This window comes from Salinicoccus sediminis, assembly GCF_000986795.1.
Classification (GTDB): Bacteria; Bacillota; Bacilli; order Staphylococcales; family Salinicoccaceae; genus Salinicoccus; species Salinicoccus sediminis.
The window spans coordinates 135,134-152,841 of record NZ_LAYZ01000001.1; the positions used below are offsets into that span (position 1 = coordinate 135,134).

20 protein-coding genes, 1 riboswitch and 1 other annotated feature are annotated in these 17,708 nt (G+C 47.9%); of the genes, 18 read left to right on the forward strand and 2 right to left on the reverse strand.

Features of this window, described 5'->3' with window-relative positions; all coding sequences use genetic code 11:
* The first annotated feature begins 1 nt into the window (after position 1).
* The 4 genes from WN59_RS00660 (at position 2) to WN59_RS00675 (ending at position 2,475) form a co-directional block, all read left to right on the forward strand.
* A complete protein-coding gene (locus WN59_RS00660) occupies positions 2-718 on the forward strand; it encodes a prepilin peptidase (RefSeq protein ID WP_046511055.1) in 717 nt (238 codons plus the stop codon).
* Entirely contained in the window at positions 715-1,398 is a 684-nt protein-coding gene (gene radC, locus WN59_RS00665) for a RadC family protein (RefSeq protein WP_046511058.1), read from the forward strand. Before WN59_RS00660 ends, radC begins: the two co-directional genes overlap by 4 nt.
* An 11-nt stretch (positions 1,399-1,409) precedes the next feature.
* Entirely contained in the window at positions 1,410-1,772 is a 363-nt protein-coding gene (locus tag WN59_RS00670) for a hypothetical protein (protein WP_046511061.1), read from the forward strand.
* Between the two features lie 88 nt (positions 1,773-1,860).
* Positions 1,861-2,475 carry a PH domain-containing protein gene (locus tag WN59_RS00675; RefSeq protein ID WP_046511064.1) on the forward strand — a complete coding sequence of 205 codons (615 nt, stop codon included), beginning with the start codon at positions 1,861-1,863 and terminating at the stop codon, positions 2,473-2,475.
* 483 nt (positions 2,476-2,958) lie between these two features.
* Here the strand turns inward: WN59_RS00675 and WN59_RS00680 are convergent, their stop codons facing one another.
* Together WN59_RS00680 and WN59_RS00685 are read right to left on the reverse strand one after the other, a co-directional pair.
* On the reverse strand, positions 2,959-3,333 hold the full coding sequence (locus WN59_RS00680) for a VOC family protein (RefSeq protein WP_046511071.1): 375 nt from the start codon (positions 3,331-3,333) through the stop codon (positions 2,959-2,961).
* Between the two features lie 161 nt (positions 3,334-3,494).
* Positions 3,495-4,115: an NAD(P)-dependent oxidoreductase gene (locus WN59_RS00685; protein ID WP_046511074.1), complete on the reverse strand. Its 621-nt coding sequence runs from the start codon at positions 4,113-4,115 to the stop codon at positions 3,495-3,497.
* Between the two features lie 557 nt (positions 4,116-4,672).
* Between WN59_RS00685 and WN59_RS00690 the strand changes: the two genes are divergently transcribed.
* The 14 genes from WN59_RS00690 (at position 4,673) to ruvB (ending at position 17,705) form a co-directional block, all read left to right on the forward strand.
* Positions 4,673-6,406: an ABC transporter ATP-binding protein gene (locus WN59_RS00690; protein WP_046511077.1), complete on the forward strand. Its 1,734-nt coding sequence runs from the start codon at positions 4,673-4,675 to the stop codon at positions 6,404-6,406.
* The gene (locus WN59_RS00695) at positions 6,406-8,148 is read left to right on the forward strand and encodes an ABC transporter ATP-binding protein (protein WP_046512703.1); all 1,743 of its coding nucleotides are present in this window, start codon (positions 6,406-6,408) and stop codon (positions 8,146-8,148) included. The genes WN59_RS00690 and WN59_RS00695 overlap by 1 nt, the downstream gene beginning before the upstream one ends.
* A 52-nt stretch (positions 8,149-8,200) precedes the next feature.
* Positions 8,201-8,304: riboswitch (SAM riboswitch) on the forward strand.
* Between the two features lie 63 nt (positions 8,305-8,367).
* Positions 8,368-9,381 carry a methionine ABC transporter ATP-binding protein gene (locus WN59_RS00700; RefSeq protein ID WP_046511080.1) on the forward strand — a complete coding sequence of 338 codons (1,014 nt, stop codon included), beginning with the start codon at positions 8,368-8,370 and terminating at the stop codon, positions 9,379-9,381.
* Positions 9,374-10,033 carry a methionine ABC transporter permease gene (locus WN59_RS00705; RefSeq protein WP_046511083.1) on the forward strand — a complete coding sequence of 220 codons (660 nt, stop codon included), beginning with the start codon at positions 9,374-9,376 and terminating at the stop codon, positions 10,031-10,033. The genes WN59_RS00700 and WN59_RS00705 overlap by 8 nt, the downstream gene beginning before the upstream one ends.
* On the forward strand, positions 10,034-10,837 hold the full coding sequence (locus WN59_RS00710; RefSeq protein WP_046511087.1) for a MetQ/NlpA family ABC transporter substrate-binding protein: 804 nt from the start codon (positions 10,034-10,036) through the stop codon (positions 10,835-10,837).
* A complete protein-coding gene (locus tag WN59_RS00715) occupies positions 10,838-11,992 on the forward strand; it encodes an aminotransferase class I/II-fold pyridoxal phosphate-dependent enzyme (protein ID WP_046511090.1) in 1,155 nt (384 codons plus the stop codon).
* Between the two features lie 288 nt (positions 11,993-12,280).
* Positions 12,281-13,129: a rod shape-determining protein MreC gene (gene mreC / locus WN59_RS00720; protein ID WP_046511093.1), complete on the forward strand. Its 849-nt coding sequence runs from the start codon at positions 12,281-12,283 to the stop codon at positions 13,127-13,129.
* 1 nt (position 13,130) lies between these two features.
* On the forward strand, positions 13,131-13,649 hold the full coding sequence (mreD, locus tag WN59_RS00725; RefSeq protein WP_046511095.1) for a rod shape-determining protein MreD: 519 nt from the start codon (positions 13,131-13,133) through the stop codon (positions 13,647-13,649).
* A 42-nt stretch (positions 13,650-13,691) separates the two neighbouring features.
* Positions 13,692-13,765, forward strand: a sequence feature (ribosomal protein L21 leader region).
* Between the two features lie 12 nt (positions 13,766-13,777).
* Positions 13,778-14,086, forward strand: coding sequence for a 50S ribosomal protein L21 (gene rplU, locus WN59_RS00730; protein ID WP_046511099.1), 309 nt, complete (start codon positions 13,778-13,780; stop codon positions 14,084-14,086).
* The gene (locus WN59_RS00735) at positions 14,086-14,406 is read left to right on the forward strand and encodes a ribosomal-processing cysteine protease Prp (RefSeq protein ID WP_046511103.1); all 321 of its coding nucleotides are present in this window, start codon (positions 14,086-14,088) and stop codon (positions 14,404-14,406) included. The genes rplU and WN59_RS00735 overlap by 1 nt, the downstream gene beginning before the upstream one ends.
* A 10-nt stretch (positions 14,407-14,416) precedes the next feature.
* Complete coding sequence (rpmA, locus tag WN59_RS00740; protein ID WP_017548718.1) at positions 14,417-14,701, forward strand: 50S ribosomal protein L27; 285 nt, start codon at positions 14,417-14,419, stop codon at positions 14,699-14,701.
* Between the two features lie 93 nt (positions 14,702-14,794).
* Positions 14,795-16,075, forward strand: a complete 1,281-nt coding sequence (obgE, locus tag WN59_RS00745) for a GTPase ObgE (protein ID WP_046511106.1) — start codon at positions 14,795-14,797, stop codon at positions 16,073-16,075.
* A 10-nt stretch (positions 16,076-16,085) separates the two neighbouring features.
* Positions 16,086-16,673: a Holliday junction branch migration protein RuvA gene (gene ruvA / locus WN59_RS00750; RefSeq protein ID WP_046511108.1), complete on the forward strand. Its 588-nt coding sequence runs from the start codon at positions 16,086-16,088 to the stop codon at positions 16,671-16,673.
* 12 nt (positions 16,674-16,685) lie between these two features.
* Complete coding sequence (gene ruvB / locus WN59_RS00755) at positions 16,686-17,705, forward strand: Holliday junction branch migration DNA helicase RuvB (protein ID WP_046511111.1); 1,020 nt, start codon at positions 16,686-16,688, stop codon at positions 17,703-17,705.
* The last annotated feature ends 3 nt before the right edge of the window (positions 17,706-17,708 follow it).

The window sequence follows — 17,708 nt, forward strand, 5'->3', positions numbered from 1 at the left end:
TATGCTGGCATTGATTTTAACCGGAGGCATAATTGCATCGTTCATATATGCAGCAACTTCTATGGAAAGCATTAGTTTCATGTATAGAAGGAGCCAGTGTGACAGATGTAATGGGAATTTAAGATGGCATCATTTGTTACCTGTAGTAAGCTTTCTACTATTGCAAGGAAGATGTAAATTTTGTAGAAAGAAAATAGATATCAGTTATCCATTATGTGAAATCATTGTAATCATTCTTTTTGTCCTGCCTTTATTTTTTGAACTGGGGCTTGCGGACTATACCTTATATTATCTGGTTGTTGCACTTTTGGTGCCTGTCTCTTTCCATGATTTTAATACATTGACCATACCGAATCATATGAATCTACTCTTTCTGGTTACCGGTCTTTATTTGACGGAGCTGTATTATATAGAACCGATAAGGGACTTTTCCATCATCCTTCTTTTGCATCTTGTATATTCCCTTTTTTCCGAATCGATCGGTTACGGTGATATCAAATTGTTTACAGTGCTTACTCTGATCACTCCGGTAAATTTCTTCATTTATACAATACTGCTCACTTATATAATTGGCGGTCTGTTTGTCATAGTGATCAATCTGTACAAAGAATATAAGAACGAAAAGATTCCCCTTGTCCCCTTCATCTCCACCGCCGCTGTTCTTTGCTTTTTCCTGTATGAAGAATTCAATCTTATTTATTATGGAGGTTTCCTATGACAATGATGATTAAAGAAATGCACACAGCAGACAAACCGCGTGAGAGACTCATGACATACGGTGCGGATAACCTTACAAACCAGGAACTGCTTGCCATCATAATAAACACCGGAAGCAGAGATGAGTCCAGTATTACTGTTGCCAACAGGATCATAAAAGACATGAAGTCCATCCGGGAGCTTCGTAATCTGACATATCAGGAGCTCATACAGTTAAAAGGCATCGGGGCTGCCAAAGCAATTACCATCCTCGCGGTTATAGAAATTGCGATAAGGATGCATACACACTCTCAGGAAGAGGATGTGTATATAAAGAGTCCGGAGGACGTATGCGATCTTCTCATGGAGAAACTGAGGTACTATCAGCAGGAACATTTTGTTGTGTTATTCCTTTCCACAAAAAATATGATCATTCACCAGCAGACGATGTTCAAAGGATCATTGAACAGTTCCATTGTACACCCGAGGGAAATTTACAAAGAAGCGGTTAAGAGAAGTGCAGCAGCGATCATTTGCGTTCACAATCATCCAAGCGGGGACCCGTCCCCATCAAGGGAGGATATTGAAGTAACTAAAAGGCTGCATGAATGCGGGGATATCATCGGTGTTGATTTCCTGGACCATATAATCATAGGGTCGGGGAAGTATATCAGTCTAAAGGAAATGAATTACATAAAATAGGGGGCACGCACATGGGACTGGATATGTATATTTATCTTGAGGACAAGGAAACGAAAGAGGTTATTGAATACAGCTATTACAGGAAGTTCAATGCACTGCAGGGTTATTTCGTTAAACAATACGAGCTTGAAAACTGTGGTAAAGTACAACTGACTTATGAGATGATTAATGATATATATTTGATGCTGAACGAAATACGCCATAATCCCGAAAAAGCGCATCTTCTCATGCCGACATTCCCCGGACCGTTTTTTGGTTCTTATAAGTATGATCAGATCTATCATGCATATGTCCATCAGGCGGCGGGTGATTTCTACCATGCAAAATTTCTGGACTACGAGAAATACAATCTGTATTTCTCTTCTGACTGGTAGGATATCTGGATATCCCTCGCATTCCTTATACCAGTATTGTTATACTTACTTTTCAAATAATAATTTTTACAATTGAAAGGAAGTTCCTATGTTTAAGAAAATGGCTTCGGATGCTCTCGGCTTGTCTGATATCGGCAAGATCATTGACCCGGTTGATTTTGACAAAACGGATGCGGATGATTATGTAAGACATGAAGATGATGAAAAGATTTATTTCCTGATCAAAACTAAAATGGATGAGTACTGCTTCACCAACCTGGCGATCATTCATGTGGATGGTGAGAAGGCGACTTCTTCAAAGCGTACACTGAAACGTTATCCTTATACTCAATATGAAGTGAATAATGTACTGCTTGAAACAGCGGGGACGATTGATATCGACATTCAGATCAAGTTCAACATGGGCAATGTGCCGTTTGTGATTGATGTTCAAAAGAATGAAATCGATCGTCTGAAAGATCTGTACAAAGCACTGCTCTTCATCTCTGAACAGGCATATGAAAACAAAATCGTCGGCAGACATGCTGAACAGAGTCTGGACAAGGCGGTGCAGATTCTTCAGAATTCACGTCTCGGCGAGGGTGATACTGCTAATCAGTACAAGGCTCTGACTGAGTTTAGCTTCGATTGGTACAAAGAGACTTATGAACAGTATCAAAAACAGGATTATGGTGAAATCTACGAAAGATATATCAATAACTAAAAACGAACAGAAGGGGCAGCAGGTCTATTTCATAATGGATCTGCTGTCTTTTATATTCCGGTAAAACGATATTGGAGCAAGTTGAAATTTTGACTTTGAGTCCACTTGAAGGTATATGATAAGTATATGAAATCATAAAATGCCATAGGATATATGACATCCTGCCCGGGCCTGGTCATCTGCAATTGAAAGTGATTTGTTTGAACGGCTGGAGTTCAATGTGTTTCAGTCTTTGGGAGGGGGAGCGTCTCATCCAGTTGTTATACGTGTATAAAGTCCTTATATCGGTGTGTTCAACGAATGACTCATCCAGTATATCTCGATGTTTAAACAGGGGCAGTACAATTCTTATACGGAAAGAACTATTGATTGATCAGCGGGGGAGGGATAATCAACTGGTCCATGGTTCAATCATATGTATTTGTAACGTTCAAAAGCGGGTACCGGAATCTGTCCGGTACCCGCTTAGTGTTAAATTCATCGCTACATGACAATCACATTGTATTTGTGACCATCCAGGTCAGTAAACAGGCAACCGTAGTAGCCTCTGATTTCAGCAGGACCGTTCAGCACCCGGCCGCCGTTCAGTGTAATCTTTCTACTAAGATCATCGACCTCTTCATTCGTCTCCATGCTGAATGAGACTATGAATTCGTTGCCGGCTTTAGTATCAGTAAGTTCTCCGCCCATGGAGGACTGGAGGACATCTTCCCTGAAAAGCAGTATCGGTTGCTCACCCGCCATAACTTGCGCGAGGGTTTCATCTTCACCTGCATTTACCTCAAAGCCTATTTGTTTGAAGAAATCCATGGAGGCCTGCACGTCTTTGACAGGAATGTTCAGCCAGTATGATTTCATATTTTCCCCCCGTTAACCATCTAACAAAAATCGATGCAGAAAAATCTATAGTATGTCACCAGAAATGTAAAAAGTAACTTTTTATTTATTATATATGAAATGTTAACGAAAGTAAATTGAGTGTTGTTTTTTAAATATATATAGTGTTTTTTCACTATTATCTAATAGGCTATGCCCACCCGCGATTTTACATAACTGTCATCTTCGATCTGCCTGAATGCAAATTCCGCGGTATCCGGTACAGAAATGCTTTTTCCATTTTCAGGCAGGAAATTGCGTTCTACCCGATATTTTCCGGTATATTCACCATCAGGAAGATACGTGGGACAGACAATTGTCCAATCGAGTCCTGAACTTTCAAGCAGTTCATAGACTTTGTGGTGCTCGCGTGCGGCTCTTGTGGTCCTGCGCCTTGATTCACTGGATTGGTAGCGCAGTTTCCCCGGTTCGGCACGGCTCTCGAGTATTCCAGCTGTGCCGATTGTTATGATGCGTTCCACTCCTTCCTGCTGCATGGCTTCGAGGATGAGCGGCATGCTCTCGGACAGGGTGGTTCCGCCGTCTGTACCAAGGGCGCTGATTACCAGATCGGCGCCCTCTATCGCTTCCCTGATGCTTTCTCTATTCAGGACATTGCCCGGGGTGATGTCCAGTTTTTCATCGTAGATTCCGATCTTATCCGTATTGCGGACGAGGGCGTTGACGTGGTGTCCGCCTTCCAGTGCATGATTCAGTATGTGGCTTCCGACGCGTCCGGTGGCGCCGAGCAACAGTATTTTCATTTTGGATGCTCCTTCGCTTTTACTGTCATTGTAATATAAATGATCTTGCAGTGTTAAAAGAGGCGGTTTGATCAGGTTTTATATTACAGGAGTATTACATCACCGTAACATTTGTAAAATGTGTTGATAACCGAAAATTATTACGATATGATGAACATGTCTTAAAAATAACATATAAAGGAGGACAACCTGATGTTTAACTCAGCTCAAGTTATATACAGCAAACTTCATAATGGTGCCTCCTTTGATAGAGCCTGATTATTCATCATAACCTGCTCTAGATATCATATATATTATTATCTTATCTGTGATAGGGAGGCCCAGGCCTCCCTATTTTTATGCAAATTTTCAGTGTGCACAAAAATGGTGCGCACTTTTTTTGTTGTTATTTTTAAGAAAATTCTGAAATAAAGGGGTTAACGTATTATGCTGACATCTGAAATTAAAAGGCACTTGAACATTCATCTGAAGTGTACGCGGCAACTAAGAACGCCAAGGGGTTTTATCGGGGGTAACTGTTGATAAAGGCCCTGGTTATGGGACAGGGTGGTTAAATCATGTTTGAATTTCTTATTAAATTGAAATGGTTCTTTAAAGAGAATAAGTGGCGTTATATTTCAATCCTTCTCGTGCTGATCATCGTCAACATACTTGAGGTGATTCCGGCCCAGCTGATCGGGCGGGCGATTGATTTCATCAGTACGGGGGAAATCACAGGGATGCTGATGTGGCAGCTGATCATCGCATTTGCCGTGGTCATCCTGCTGAGCTACGCCGGCGGATTCCTGTGGCAGTACATGCTCATCGGAGGTGCGGTGAAGATTGAGAGCATAATCCGGATGAAGCTGATGCGGAAATTCCTCATGATGTCACCGGCCTTTTTCGAGAAGAATAAAACCGGTGATCTGATGGCACGGGCGACGAACGATCTCCGGAGTGTCCATCAGGCGACTGCATGGGGTGTGCTCACGCTGATCGATGCGACGACTTTCATGGGGACGATCATCCTTGCGATGGGGGTGACGGTGTCATGGGAGCTGACCTTCTACGCACTGCTGCCGCTCCCGCTGCTTGCACTGATAGAGGGGAAACTGGGCCGGAAGATCAACGCGGCGCATAAGGAGAGCCAGGAAGCTTTCAGTGACATGAACAATTCCGTACTGGAAGTGGTCGAAGGTGTGAGGCTCACGCGCAGCTATGTCCAGGAGAAAGACGAGCGCAGGCGCTTCAGGGGGATGACGGACGGATATCTCGACAGGTTCATGAAAGTGGAGCGGCTCGATGCATTGTTCCAGCCGCTCACGATCCTTGTCACGATGGCGAGCTTCATGGTGGCTCTGGGTTACGGTGCAATCCTGGCAAACAGGGGGGTCATCACAATCGGTGACATCGTCACTTTCAACATCTACCTCAACATGCTCGTCTGGCCGATGTTTGCATTGGGCATGCTATTCAATATACTGCAGCGGGGCAATGCCTCCCTTACCCGCATATACAAAGTGCTGGAGACGGAGGATGATGTGAAGGACGACGGCAACGATGTCATAGGAAGCACCGATATGAACTTTGATGATGTATCCTTCACATATCCGCTGAGCGGGCGGGAGAATCTCAGGCAGGTCAGCATCGAACTGAAATCCGGACAGACACTCGGCATTGCGGGCAGGACCGGCAGCGGCAAGACGACACTCATCAAGCAGCTGCTGAAGTACTATCCAAAAGCACAGGGGCGTCTGGTCATTGACGGCAAGGATATCGGACGTCTCGGCAGAAAGGAACTGCGCGCGAAGATTGGGTATGTCTCGCAGGAGAACATCCTGTTCTCACGGACAGTGGAGGCCAATATACGGTTCGGCAAACCAGAGGCGACGGAGGAGGAGCTGCGGGAGGCCATCCGTCTGAGTGCGCTGGATTCGGACCTGGAACGGATGCCGCACGGCCTTGACACGATGGTCGGCGAAAAGGGGGTCGCCCTCTCCGGCGGCCAGAAACAGAGGATTTCAATAGCGAGAAGCCTGATAAAGGACCCTGAAATCCTCATACTGGATGATGCACTCAGTGCAGTCGATGCAAAAACCGAAAAGCGGATCATCGATAATATCAGGCAGTCAAGGAAAAACAAAACGACGATCATAGTGACACACCGGCTCTCTGCAATCACCCATTCCGACATCATCATCGTGATGGAGGACGGCCGGATCGTGGAAATGGGTACCCACGGGGAACTCGAAGAAAGCGGCGGCTGGTACAGTGAACAGAATGACTATTATCAGACAGGGGGTGCATCATGATGGCGGAAATGAAACGGTTGCTCGGCTATGCAATGGAATACAAGTGGATGTTTGCATCCGGTATCATGCTCATGGTCCTGATGGTCGGATTTGAGCTGCTCGGTCCGTTCATCGCCATGATGATACTGGATAATCATATCAAGGTCGGAGAGGGCAGCATCGAACTGGCGCCGATATTCGAGCTGCTGGGGCTCTTCTTTGCCATAAAAGTCCTTCATGCGATCTTCAGCTACTTCCAGACGGTCATTCTGCAGAAGTCGGGCGGACTTGTCGTCCGAAAAATGCGGAATGATGTGTTCAGCCATGTGCAGAAGCTGCCGATCCGCTATTTTGATGACCTGCCTGCAGGCAGAGTGGTGGCCCGGATCACCAATGATACAGAAACGATTCTAGAGATGTTCAGTGTGGTCCTGCCGATGTTCATGGTAAGTGCGCTGACTGTCGGGACAATAACCGTCATAATATTCACGATCAATGTGTGGACCGGTATCATGATGCTGATCTTCATCCCGGTGATCATTTTGTGGATGGTCCTCTACCGGAAGTATTCAAACGACTACAATCATAACAAGCGGGAGAGGAACAGTGATATGAACGCGATGATCAATGAATCGATCAACGGCATGCCTGTCATCCAGGTTTTCAACCGGGAGCGTCAGATCGAAGAGGAATTCGGGGAACTGAACGACGACTATGTCAAAAATTCAAAAAGTCTGATCAATCTTGAGAGTGCGACAGGAGAGAATCTTCTGGAGAGCTTCAGATCGCTCATATTCGCCGTCATGGTCTACATCTTTGCATCCAGTTTCCTCGATGATGCGCAGGCGCTCTCTGTCGGTACGATGTATGTTCTGGTGGATTATATCACTCGATTTTTCAATCCGCTCTACAACATCATTGGACAGCTGAATATATTCGAAGAGGCGCGGGTGGCCGCGGTGAAAGTGTTCGAACTGCTCGATGCCCGGTCGGAGGCACAGGATGAGGGGGAACTCGGGGAGTTTACCGGTGACATACGCTTCAGGGATGTCAGTTTCTCCTATGATGGTGTGGAAAATGTGCTTGCTGATATAAACATCGAAGCGGCTGCGGGGGAAACGGTCGCCCTGGTTGGACATACGGGCTCGGGGAAGAGTTCCATCATAAACCTGCTGCTGCGGTTTTACGACCCGGACCGGGGACAGATACTTTTTGACGGGCGGGATACGAAGGAGATCTCCAAACAGTCGCTCCGGCAGAGGATGTCCATTGTCCTCCAGGATCCCTTCATATACAGCGGTTCACTGCTGTATAACATCAGATTGAACAATGAAGAAATCAGTGTGGAAGCGGCCTCGGATGCACTGGTCAGTGTTGGCGGAGAAGAGCTCCTCGGAAGGATGGATCAGGGCATCCACACTGAACTCACTGAAAGGGGTTCGACGCTTTCTTTGGGCGAAAGGCAGCTGATTTCGTTCGCCCGTGCGCTAGTCTTCAATCCGAAAGTGCTCGTACTGGATGAAGCGACCAGCAATATCGATTCTGAAACAGAGCAGATGATCCAGCATGCGATGAAAGTCGTGAGCCGTGACCGGACGACATTCATCATCGCGCACAGACTCTCCACCGTACAGCATTCAGACCAGATTGTCCTGCTTGAGGACGGGCGTATTGCTGAACAGGGGAATCACGAGTCATTGATGAGGAGCGGCGGGGAGTACTCACGGATGTATGAAATGCAAGTGACGGGAAAACCGGTATAGAGTATTGACTTTGTCTGTCTGTTGTTATAAAGTTGAAAACAATCAAATAATTCATTTATCCAGAGAAGTGGAGGGACCAGGCCCTGTGAAGCTTCAGCAGCGGACTCGGTTGAGTACTGTGCTAAATCCTGCAGGCAGAGGCCTGGCAGATAGAATCTAAGAAACCCATCTGCCGATGATTTTGGCAGGTGGGTTTTCTAATGGAAATGGAGTGGTTGAATGGGCATTGAGCTGCGGGAGGTATCCAAAACCTTCGAATTGAAAAACAGGAGAGTAGAAGCACTGAAACAGACGGACCTTTCGATAAAGGACGGGGAGATCTTCGGGCTGATCGGCTTCAGCGGGGCGGGAAAAAGTACTTTGCTGCGGCTGATTAATCTGCTGGAACGCCCGACATCAGGCAGTGTCATTGTTAATGGCGTTGTCCTGGATGGGCTTTCGGAAAAGGAGCTCCGTGCGAGACGGCAGAAGATCGGCATGATTTTCCAGCAGTTTAATCTGATTGAATCGAAGACAGTATATGAAAATATCGAGTTTGTGCTCAAGGCGAGTAAATATGACAGAAGTAAAATGGCTGACAGGGTGAATGAACTGCTCGAACTTGTGGGTCTTACCGACAAGAAGCACTCATGGCCGAAGAACCTCTCCGGCGGCCAGAAGCAGCGGGTCGGAATCGCGCGTGCGCTGGCCAATGAGCCCGAGGTTCTGCTCTGTGACGAGGCGACCAGCGCACTGGATCCCGATACGACGAAGAATATACTCAAACTGCTGAAGAAAATCAATCATGATCTCGGCATAACAATCGTCCTGATCACACATGAGATGGAAGTCATCAAGGAAGTGGCGGACAGGGTCGGTGTCATGTCGGATGGAGAAATTATTGAGACGAATGATGTGTACAGTATTTTCAGCCATCCGCAGCATGACGTGACAAAAGGCTTCGTACAGGATATTTATGACTTCGTGATTCCATCTCACATCAGAGAGACGGACAGTTCACAGGTGATCACAATCAAGTTTCTGGATGAAAACGCGGAAGCGAACTATGTGAACCAGCTATATCGTCATTTTGATCTGGATATCAGCATATTGAACGGGCGGATCGAATACATAAACGGCATGCCGCTCGGATTCCTGATGCTGCATGTCCAGGGTGATAGCGGGGAAATCGGTAACCTGAGGGCGTTTATTGCCGAATCCAAAGGCATAGAGGAGGCGGAAATATATGAGTAGACTGACAGAAATCCTGCCGCTCTTGTACAGAGCGTTGCTTGAGACGACGCTGATGGTTTCCATTTCAATATTCTTCGCGGTGCTTATCGGCCTGCCGCTCGGTATATTGTTATACATGACTTCAAACCCGCTGCTTTTTGGGATGAAGCCGCTAAACGCATTTCTCGGTGCACTTACAAACGTGATCCGTTCATTCCCCTTCATCATACTGATTGTGGCGATAATGCCACTTGCGACATGGATAACTAATAGTTCTCATGGACCGGTCTTTGCCAGCGTGGCACTGTCCGTTGCTTCAATCCCTTTGTTCGCAAGGCTTGCCGAGACAAGTTTCAATGGTATAGAAAAAGGGGTGATCGAAGCGAGCATCGCTGGCGGGGCATCATTGTACCTCATCATTACGGACGTGCTGATTCCCGAAGCGAAACGTGGAATCATACAGGCAATCACACTGACGATCATTTCGGTTGTAGCTTTCAGTGCAACGGCAGGGGTTGTCGGGGGCGGCGGCATCGGCGACCTTGCCATCCGCTACGGCTATTACAGGTATGACACGGTGACCATGGTGGCGACAGTGGTCGTACTGATCATCATTGTCCAGCTCATCCAGATCATCGGTGATTACCTCAGTCAGAGACAGGAGGGAAGATAGATGCGTGGTATACTTATATTTTTAGGGTCGGCACTTCTGGTCATCATAGCAACGAGCATACTGCTTTATGAGGACGAAGGCGAGGTCATTACAATCGGTGCGTCATCCGGACCATATAGTGACATGGTCAATCTGGCTTTGAAACCGGCGCTTGAAGAACAGGGCTACACGGTGGAAATTGTGGAATACACCGATTACATCCAGCCGAATAACGCGCTTCATAACGGCGATCTGGATGCCAACCTGTATCAGAATGTATCTTTCATGGAAGATTTCAACGAAGAGAATGACACTGAACTCCTGAACCTGATCCAGGTGCCAACGGCACCGATGGGACTCTACTCAAGCGAGTTCGATTCGCTCAAGACGATCGCAAACGGCAGTGAAGTGGCGCTGCCGCTGGATCCGGTCAACTCTTCGAGAGGATTCCAGACACTGGAGGATGCCGGCCTGATTGAAATCAGTGAAGATGCCAATATGCTTGCGATCGAACAGGAGGACATTATCCAGAACAACAAGAATCTGGAGTTTGTGTTCCAGGATTCCGGCCAGCTGCCGAGAAGCGTGGATCAGATCGGCTTATCTCTTGTGCCCGGCAACTATGCGCTGGCAAGCGGTATGGATCTCAAAGATGCACTGCAGCTTGAACAGATGAACGAGAAGTTCCGCAACCAGATTGTCATAAACAGAGAGGATGAGGACAGTAAGATGGCCGATGATCTCATCAAGGCCGTTGAATCTGATCATTTCAAACAGACAATCGACGAAGAGTTCAAAGGATTCGATAAACCGGAGGGATTTTAAATGGCAAATGAATTGTTAAATAGCATACCACCGAGCTATTTTGGCGGCGCGATGTCGAAAAAAATGGATATTGGTAAACTGCCGCTCCTGAATCTTGCTGTTGGTATTCCGGACGGCGAGACCCCGGATTTGATCAAAGAGACCGTCACAGAATCGGTATATATGCCTGAAAACCAACGGTATGGGACATTCCGGGGCAAGCAGTCTTTCAAGGATGCCATCATAAGATTTTATAAGGAACATTATGATGTCGGCCTTGATGAAGGGAATATTGCTCTTCTGTACGGTACCAAAAGCGGACTGGTGCAATTCCCGATGACATTCATTGAACCTGGTGAAGGAGTGTACCTGCCGAATCCGGGATACCCGGATTATATGGCCGGTGTCAAACTGGCGAGGGGTGAGGTGTATGACTTGCCGCTGCTTGCAGAAAATGATTTTCTGCCGGATTACGAGTCATTGGATGCAGATGAAGTTTCTAATGCCAGGCTGATCTACCTGAACTATCCTTCGAATCCTTTGGGAGCGGTGGCAACTAAAGAATTTTTTGATGCGACAGTAGAAAAGTTCAAAGATACAAAGACGCGCATCGTCCATGATTTTGCCTATGCTGCGTTCTCATTCGATAAAAAGCATCCGAGCATCCTGAGCAGTGACCCGGATCTGGAATGTTCGATGGAGATCTATTCACTGTCAAAAGGTTTCAATATGTCCGGGTTCAGGGTCGGCTTCGCAGTCGGCAACAAAGAAATGGTCGAATCGATCAATATTTACCAGGATCATACACAGACCGGGATGTGGGGTGTGCTGCAGGATGCTGCTGTAACGGCGTTACAGCATGAAGCGGAAATACTTGATGAGCAGCATATAAAATTTCAAAAAAGACGGGATATTATTGAAAAAGCTTTCGAGGAAGCCGGCATACCTCTGAACCCTGTATCAGGTGGGATATTTGGATGGATACGTGTACCGGAAGGCTATGAAGGAGAGAGTTTTACAGGTTTCCTGCTCAGGGAAAAGTCGATTCTCGTCACGCCGGGCAAGCCTTTTGGCTCACGGGGACGAAATTATATACGGATTTCTCTGGCAGTGGATGATGAGGTTCTGGATGCTGTCATAGAGCGTTTTGACACCATTAAAGAAATGTGGCAGTGATTTTTTCGCAAATTTTCCGCAAATTGCCCTTGAAACATTATCCTCTAACATGTACCATTATAAATGTAACGAAATCGACATAAAAAGGTAGGTTTTCCGACTCATCATCGTTGAATCAGACCTTTGATAGAACCTGGTTTGAAACCTGTTCTAGATATCATATATATTATTATCTTATCTGTAATAGAGGGGCTTTTGCCCCTCTATTTTTTTGTATATGCTTTAAAAAAATCATCCGGATGTGGTATTCTTTTAAGCAGATATAATGGATTATGGAGGCGCCTTACTGTGAATAAGCTTTTCAACCGAAATAAGATGCTGATGATACTCTTTGGCATCATAGTACTCATTCTACTGATCGGATTCTCGATGGCTGACAGGGATTCGACGACCAAAGCTGAACAGTTCACCGCGGATGCGACAGCCGGTACCCAGACAGTGATCGGTGCCCCACTGAATTTTGTCGGCAATATTTTCTCGACCATATCAAAAAGTTTCGGTGCGCTGGAGGAAAACGAAAAACTGCAGGCGAAGCTCGACATGCTCCCCCAGATGGAAGCGGATATAGAGCGCCTGGAAGCTGAAAATGAAGAGCTGCGTGAGGCGCTCGATGTCAGCTCCAAAAGGGAGTATGACACGACGGCGGCCCGTGTGATTTCACGCTCACCCGACCAGTGGCTCGACAGCTTCACCATAGACAAGGGGGAGTCTGACGGTCTCACGGAGGGCATGGCCGTGATGACCACCGAGGGGCTGATCGGTACGGTCAGACGTGCAAACGGCGGAAGCAGCTACATAGAAATGCTCACCACTTCCGTCTCACAGAACAACCTGTCGGTGGAGATCATGCATGATGATGAACCGGTGTACGGAAATATCAGCAGGTACGACAATGAACGCAATCTGCTCGTCGTGGAGAATATCAAGAACCGGAGCGGTCTTGAAGAAGGGGACGAGGTATTCACGAGCGGGCTGGTCGGCGATTTCCCGGAAGGGCTCATCATCGGCACGGTAGTGGAAGTCGAGAATGATGAATATGGACTGAGCCAGAATGCCTACGTCCAGCTGAAGAGTAATGTGGATGATATCGATACGGTATTCGTCCTGAACAGAAGTCCGGAATCGATGGAGGATTAGTATGAAGGCGATCATCATCTTCCTGTTCTCGCTCCTGTTCATGTACCTCGATTTTTTATTCGCGGGATTCAGCCCTGTAATGTTCAGCGGCCTCGAAGTCTATTTTGTGCCCCGGCTGCTTCTGATGTACGTGCTGCTGATCTCGATCTATGTGAGTCCGTCGATGAGTGCATTCATCGGTATCGTCACCGGTCTGATGCTCGATGTGTACATCGGTTCCGTCTACGGGGTCCACGCATTCGGCATGGTGGCGTTCGTTGCCTTCATGCATACGGCATTCCGTGTGTTCTATAAGGATTTCGTTGCGATGGCCTTCGTCATCCTGCTGCTCACCTTCCTGTATGAAACGTACATCTATTTCATCTACAGGGTGCTCGATCTCGTCTACATGCCGATTTTCGATTATCTGGCGCTGAGGGCGGCGCCGAGCCTGCTGCTCAATGCCCTACTGTTCTTCTTTGTCTTTGTGACGGCGCTCAAGACATCGAAAGTCAGGAATAACCTGCAATCCAGACATTGACAGGCATTGGGGCAGTTGGTATAATGCAGTAGTTGGTGAATCTGTAGACATCAACCGCACAATTACGGGTTAAAGTGACATCTGTCCACCTGTAGATGGCGTGTCTTATTAAATCAGGAGGTGTAAGTATGTTTGCAATCATCGAAACTGGTGGTAAACAGCTGAAAGTTGAAGAAGGCCAAACAATCTACGTTGAAAAATTGAACGCAGAGGCAGGCGATTCATTCACTTTCGACAGAGTACTGTTTGTCGGCGGCGATTCCGTTAAAGTGGGTGTCCCGACTGTAGAAGGTGCGACTGTTTCCGCTAAAGTTGAAAAACATGGCCGTGGCAGGAAGATCAATGTTGTCAAGTTCAAGCGCAGGAAGAACTATTCCCGCAAGCAGGGACATCGCCAGCCATACACGAAGCTCACAATCGGAAAGATTGAAGCTTAATGATCAATGTATCCATAAATATCAACGACGAAGGCCAGGTTGAATCCTTCGACATGTCGGGTCATGCCATGTTCGATGAACACGGCAGGGACATCGTCTGTGCAGGCGCTTCGGCAGTTGTGTTTGGATCTGTCAATGCAATCATCAATATGACTGATGCCGACCCTTCCATCCAGGTGGATGAGGATACAGGCTATTTCAGTTTCACGGCGCCTGATGTGCCGGATGAGAAAATGCAGGTTCTTCTGGAAGGCATGATCATATCATTGAAGACGATTGAAGAAGAATACGGTGAACATATCAGACTTGTATATAAGTGAGGTGAAAGCAATGCTTAAACTCAATCTTCAGTTTTTCGCATCCAAAAAGGGTGTTGGTTCCACAAGGAACGGACGTGATTCAGTATCCAAGCGCCTCGGCGTCAAAAGGCAGGACGGCCAGTTCGTAACAGGCGGTTCAATCCTATTCCGTCAGCGCGGTACTAAAATCCACCCGGGTGAAAACGTAGGACGCGGCGGCGATGATACATTATTCGCCAAAATCGACGGTGTTGTCAAATTCGAACGCATCGGCAGGGATAAAAAACGTGTTTCCGTCTACCAGGAAGCTAAATAATTTATCTTACGGGCATCAGCTTCTGCTGATGTCCTTTTTCATTAAATCGGTAACAGGCATTATGATATAATACAGAGGAATTGAGGTGAAATCATGTTCATAGATCAGGTTGATATATATTTGAAAGCAGGGGACGGCGGCAACGGCCTCGTTGCCTACCGCCGGGAAAAATACGTGCCGATGGGCGGCCCTGCAGGCGGTGACGGCGGAAATGGTGCGGATATCATTTTCGAAGTCGATGAAGGGCTCCGGACTTTGATGGATTTCCGCTATCAGAGACATTTCAAGGCCCAGAGAGGCCAGAACGGCATGAGCGCAAATGCGCACGGAAAGAATTCGGAACCTCTGGTTTTGAAAGTGCCGCCGGGCACGGTGATCAAAAGGAAGGATACTGAAGAGACGCTCGCGGACCTGACCCAGCACGGGGCGCGGGCAGTGGTGGCAAAGGGCGGCCGCGGCGGCCGCGGCAACTCGCGCTTTGCGACGTCGAGGAACCCCGCTCCGGATTTTGCCGAAAACGGTGAACCCGGTGAGGAATTCGAAGTGATCATGGAGCTCAAGCTCATGGCTGATGTAGGTCTCGTCGGTTTCCCGAGTGTCGGCAAATCCACGATGCTGAGTGCGGTGTCAAAAGCAAAGCCGAAGATCGGCAACTATCCCTTCACCACGATAAAACCGAATCTCGGTGTGGTGGCAACCAGGGACGGCAGGTCATTTGTCATGGCCGATCTGCCGGGTCTGATCGAAGGTGCCTCGGAAGGGACGGGGCTCGGCCATCAGTTCCTCAGGCATGTCGAGCGGACGAAGGTCATCGTCCATGTCATAGACATCAGCGGCACAGAAGGCAGGGATCCAGTCGAAGACTACAGGACGATCCGCAATGAAATGGCGCTGTACAATGAAAATCTTATCCAGCGTCCGGAAGTGATCGTGCTCAATAAAGTGGATCTTGTGTCGGATGAGGCGGTCTTCGACCGCTTTGAAAAGGCAGTCGGAGAAGACAGTGAAATCTTCCGCATTTCCGCAGCCACACACCAAAATCTGGACGAACTGCTTTACAGGGTGGCTGATCTTCTCGAAGAGACGGATGCTGCTGAAGACATTCCGGAAAATACGGATGAAAGAGTGGTCTACCGTCATGAAAAAGACAGGGATGCCTTTGCGATCACGCGCGATGATGACGGCGCTTATGTTGTCTCCGGTGCATCGATCGAACGCATCTTCAAGATGACAGACTTCAACCGTGATGCGGCAGTACGCCGTTTCGCCCGTCAGATGCGCACGATGGGCATAGATGATGCCCTGCGTGACAGAGGAATCGAAGCCGGGGACACCGTAAGGATCCTGGGCGGGGAATTTGAATTTGTAGAATGATGGTGATTTCATGTATCAGTATATAAAAGGTGTGCTTAAGGAAGTGGCACCGCAGTATATAACACTCGAGTCGGGCGGCATCGGCTATCTGATCCATGCGCCGAACCCGTTCAGGTTCGAATCATCGCTTGACAGCGAAGTGGTGATCTTCACCGATCTGATCGTGCGGGAGGACAGCCATACGCTGTACGGCTTCAGGGATATGGAAGAGAAGACACTCTTCCAGTCCCTCCTCAAAGTGACGGGGATCGGTCCGAAGAGCGCCATGGCAATACTTGCGGCTTCGACACCTGCAGGTGTCATCAATGCGATAGAAAATGAAGACCAGGCATATATGCAGAAGTTTCCCGGTGTCGGCAAAAAGACGGCAAGCCAGATCATACTGGATCTTAAGGGGAAACTGACACAGGGAGAAGCCTCAGTGGCAGAAGAGCAGCAAGACACGAATGCACATTACATCAGCGAGGCCCTTCTTGCGCTTGAAGCGCTCGGATACTCCAAACGTGAAATTACACGTATTGAAAAACATCTTAAGACCATTGATATAAATTCGGTTGATGAAGCAGTGAAGAGCGGACTTAAATTTTTAGTACAGTAATGGGGTGCTTGTATGGATGATCGTATTTTGGATGACGCCCAAATGAACGATGAGGAAAATGCAGAGATGTCACTGAGGCCTGAACTTCTGGACCAGTACATAGGGCAGGATACTTTGAAAGATAACCTCAAGATTTTCATCGAGGCGGCAAGGATAAGGGAAGAGGCGCTGGACCATGTCATACTTCATGGACCGCCGGGACTCGGCAAGACCACCTTGTCCAATATCATAGCGTCTGAGCTTGGTGTGAATATCCGGACGACGTCCGGTCCGGCGATAGAGCGTGCCGGGGACCTGGCTGCAATACTATCCAGTCTTGATGCAGGCGATGTACTCTTCATCGATGAGATCCACCGTCTGCCCCGTGCCGTCGAGGAGGTCCTTTATTCTGCCATGGAGGATTTCTTCCTGGACGTCGTCATCGGAAAAGGAGAAGAGGCGAGGAATATAAGGATCGATCTGCCGCCGTTTACACTTGTCGGAGCAACGACGCGTTTCGGCAGCCTGTCGGCGCCGCTCCGGGACCGTTTCGGGGTGCAGCTCAGGCTGGAGTACTACGATGTGGACAGTCTCATTACGATCGTCAACCGGACGGCGGAGATTTTCGAAGTGGCGATCGACCCGGACAGCGCACTGGAACTGGCAAAACGCTCGCGGGGGACGCCGCGTATCGCGAACCGCCTGCTCCGGCGTGTAAGGGACTTCTCCATAGTCAAACAGGAGGCTTCCATAACACTCGGGACGACACACCATGCACTCAAGGTGCTGGAAGTCGACGGGCTCGGGCTTGACCCGGTCGACCACCGTATCATGACGACGATCATTGAAACATACGGCGGCGGTCCGGTCGGCCTTGAGACCGTGGCGGTTTCGATCGGCGAAGAAGTGGTGACGCTGCTTGACGTCTACGAACCCTATCTGATCCAGCAGGGATTTCTGGAACGTACACCACGCGGGCGCAAAGCGACCGCAAAAAGCCTGGATTATTTTAAATCGCACAGAGAGATAGATATTTTTAGAAATGAGGAATAGGGT

Excerpts from the sequence above, each read along its gene's own strand:
- WN59_RS00660 (WP_046511055.1), top strand. The coding sequence starts at position 2 with ATGCTGGCATTGATTTTAACCGGAGGCATAATTGCATCGTTCATATAT.
- ruvB (WP_046511111.1), top strand. The coding sequence starts at position 16,686 with ATGGATGATCGTATTTTGGATGACGCCCAAATGAACGATGAGGAAAAT.
- rpmA (WP_017548718.1), top strand. The coding sequence starts at position 14,417 with ATGCTTAAACTCAATCTTCAGTTTTTCGCATCCAAAAAGGGTGTTGGT.
- rplU (WP_046511099.1), top strand. The coding sequence starts at position 13,778 with ATGTTTGCAATCATCGAAACTGGTGGTAAACAGCTGAAAGTTGAAGAA.
- WN59_RS00705 (WP_046511083.1), top strand. The coding sequence starts at position 9,374 with ATGAGTAGACTGACAGAAATCCTGCCGCTCTTGTACAGAGCGTTGCTT.
- WN59_RS00710 (WP_046511087.1), top strand. The coding sequence starts at position 10,034 with ATGCGTGGTATACTTATATTTTTAGGGTCGGCACTTCTGGTCATCATA.
- ruvA (WP_046511108.1), top strand. The coding sequence starts at position 16,086 with ATGTATCAGTATATAAAAGGTGTGCTTAAGGAAGTGGCACCGCAGTAT.
- WN59_RS00735 (WP_046511103.1), top strand. The coding sequence starts at position 14,086 with ATGATCAATGTATCCATAAATATCAACGACGAAGGCCAGGTTGAATCC.
- WN59_RS00685 (WP_046511074.1), bottom strand. The coding sequence starts at position 4,115 with ATGAAAATACTGTTGCTCGGCGCCACCGGACGCGTCGGAAGCCACATA.
- mreD (WP_046511095.1), top strand. The coding sequence starts at position 13,131 with ATGAAGGCGATCATCATCTTCCTGTTCTCGCTCCTGTTCATGTACCTC.
- WN59_RS00670 (WP_046511061.1), top strand. The coding sequence starts at position 1,410 with ATGGGACTGGATATGTATATTTATCTTGAGGACAAGGAAACGAAAGAG.
- WN59_RS00675 (WP_046511064.1), top strand. The coding sequence starts at position 1,861 with ATGTTTAAGAAAATGGCTTCGGATGCTCTCGGCTTGTCTGATATCGGC.
- WN59_RS00680 (WP_046511071.1), bottom strand. The coding sequence starts at position 3,333 with ATGAAATCATACTGGCTGAACATTCCTGTCAAAGACGTGCAGGCCTCC.
- WN59_RS00695 (WP_046512703.1), top strand. The coding sequence starts at position 6,406 with ATGGCGGAAATGAAACGGTTGCTCGGCTATGCAATGGAATACAAGTGG.
- obgE (WP_046511106.1), top strand. The coding sequence starts at position 14,795 with ATGTTCATAGATCAGGTTGATATATATTTGAAAGCAGGGGACGGCGGC.
- WN59_RS00700 (WP_046511080.1), top strand. The coding sequence starts at position 8,368 with ATGGGCATTGAGCTGCGGGAGGTATCCAAAACCTTCGAATTGAAAAAC.
- WN59_RS00715 (WP_046511090.1), top strand. The coding sequence starts at position 10,838 with ATGGCAAATGAATTGTTAAATAGCATACCACCGAGCTATTTTGGCGGC.
- radC (WP_046511058.1), top strand. The coding sequence starts at position 715 with ATGACAATGATGATTAAAGAAATGCACACAGCAGACAAACCGCGTGAG.
- WN59_RS00690 (WP_046511077.1), top strand. The coding sequence starts at position 4,673 with ATGTTTGAATTTCTTATTAAATTGAAATGGTTCTTTAAAGAGAATAAG.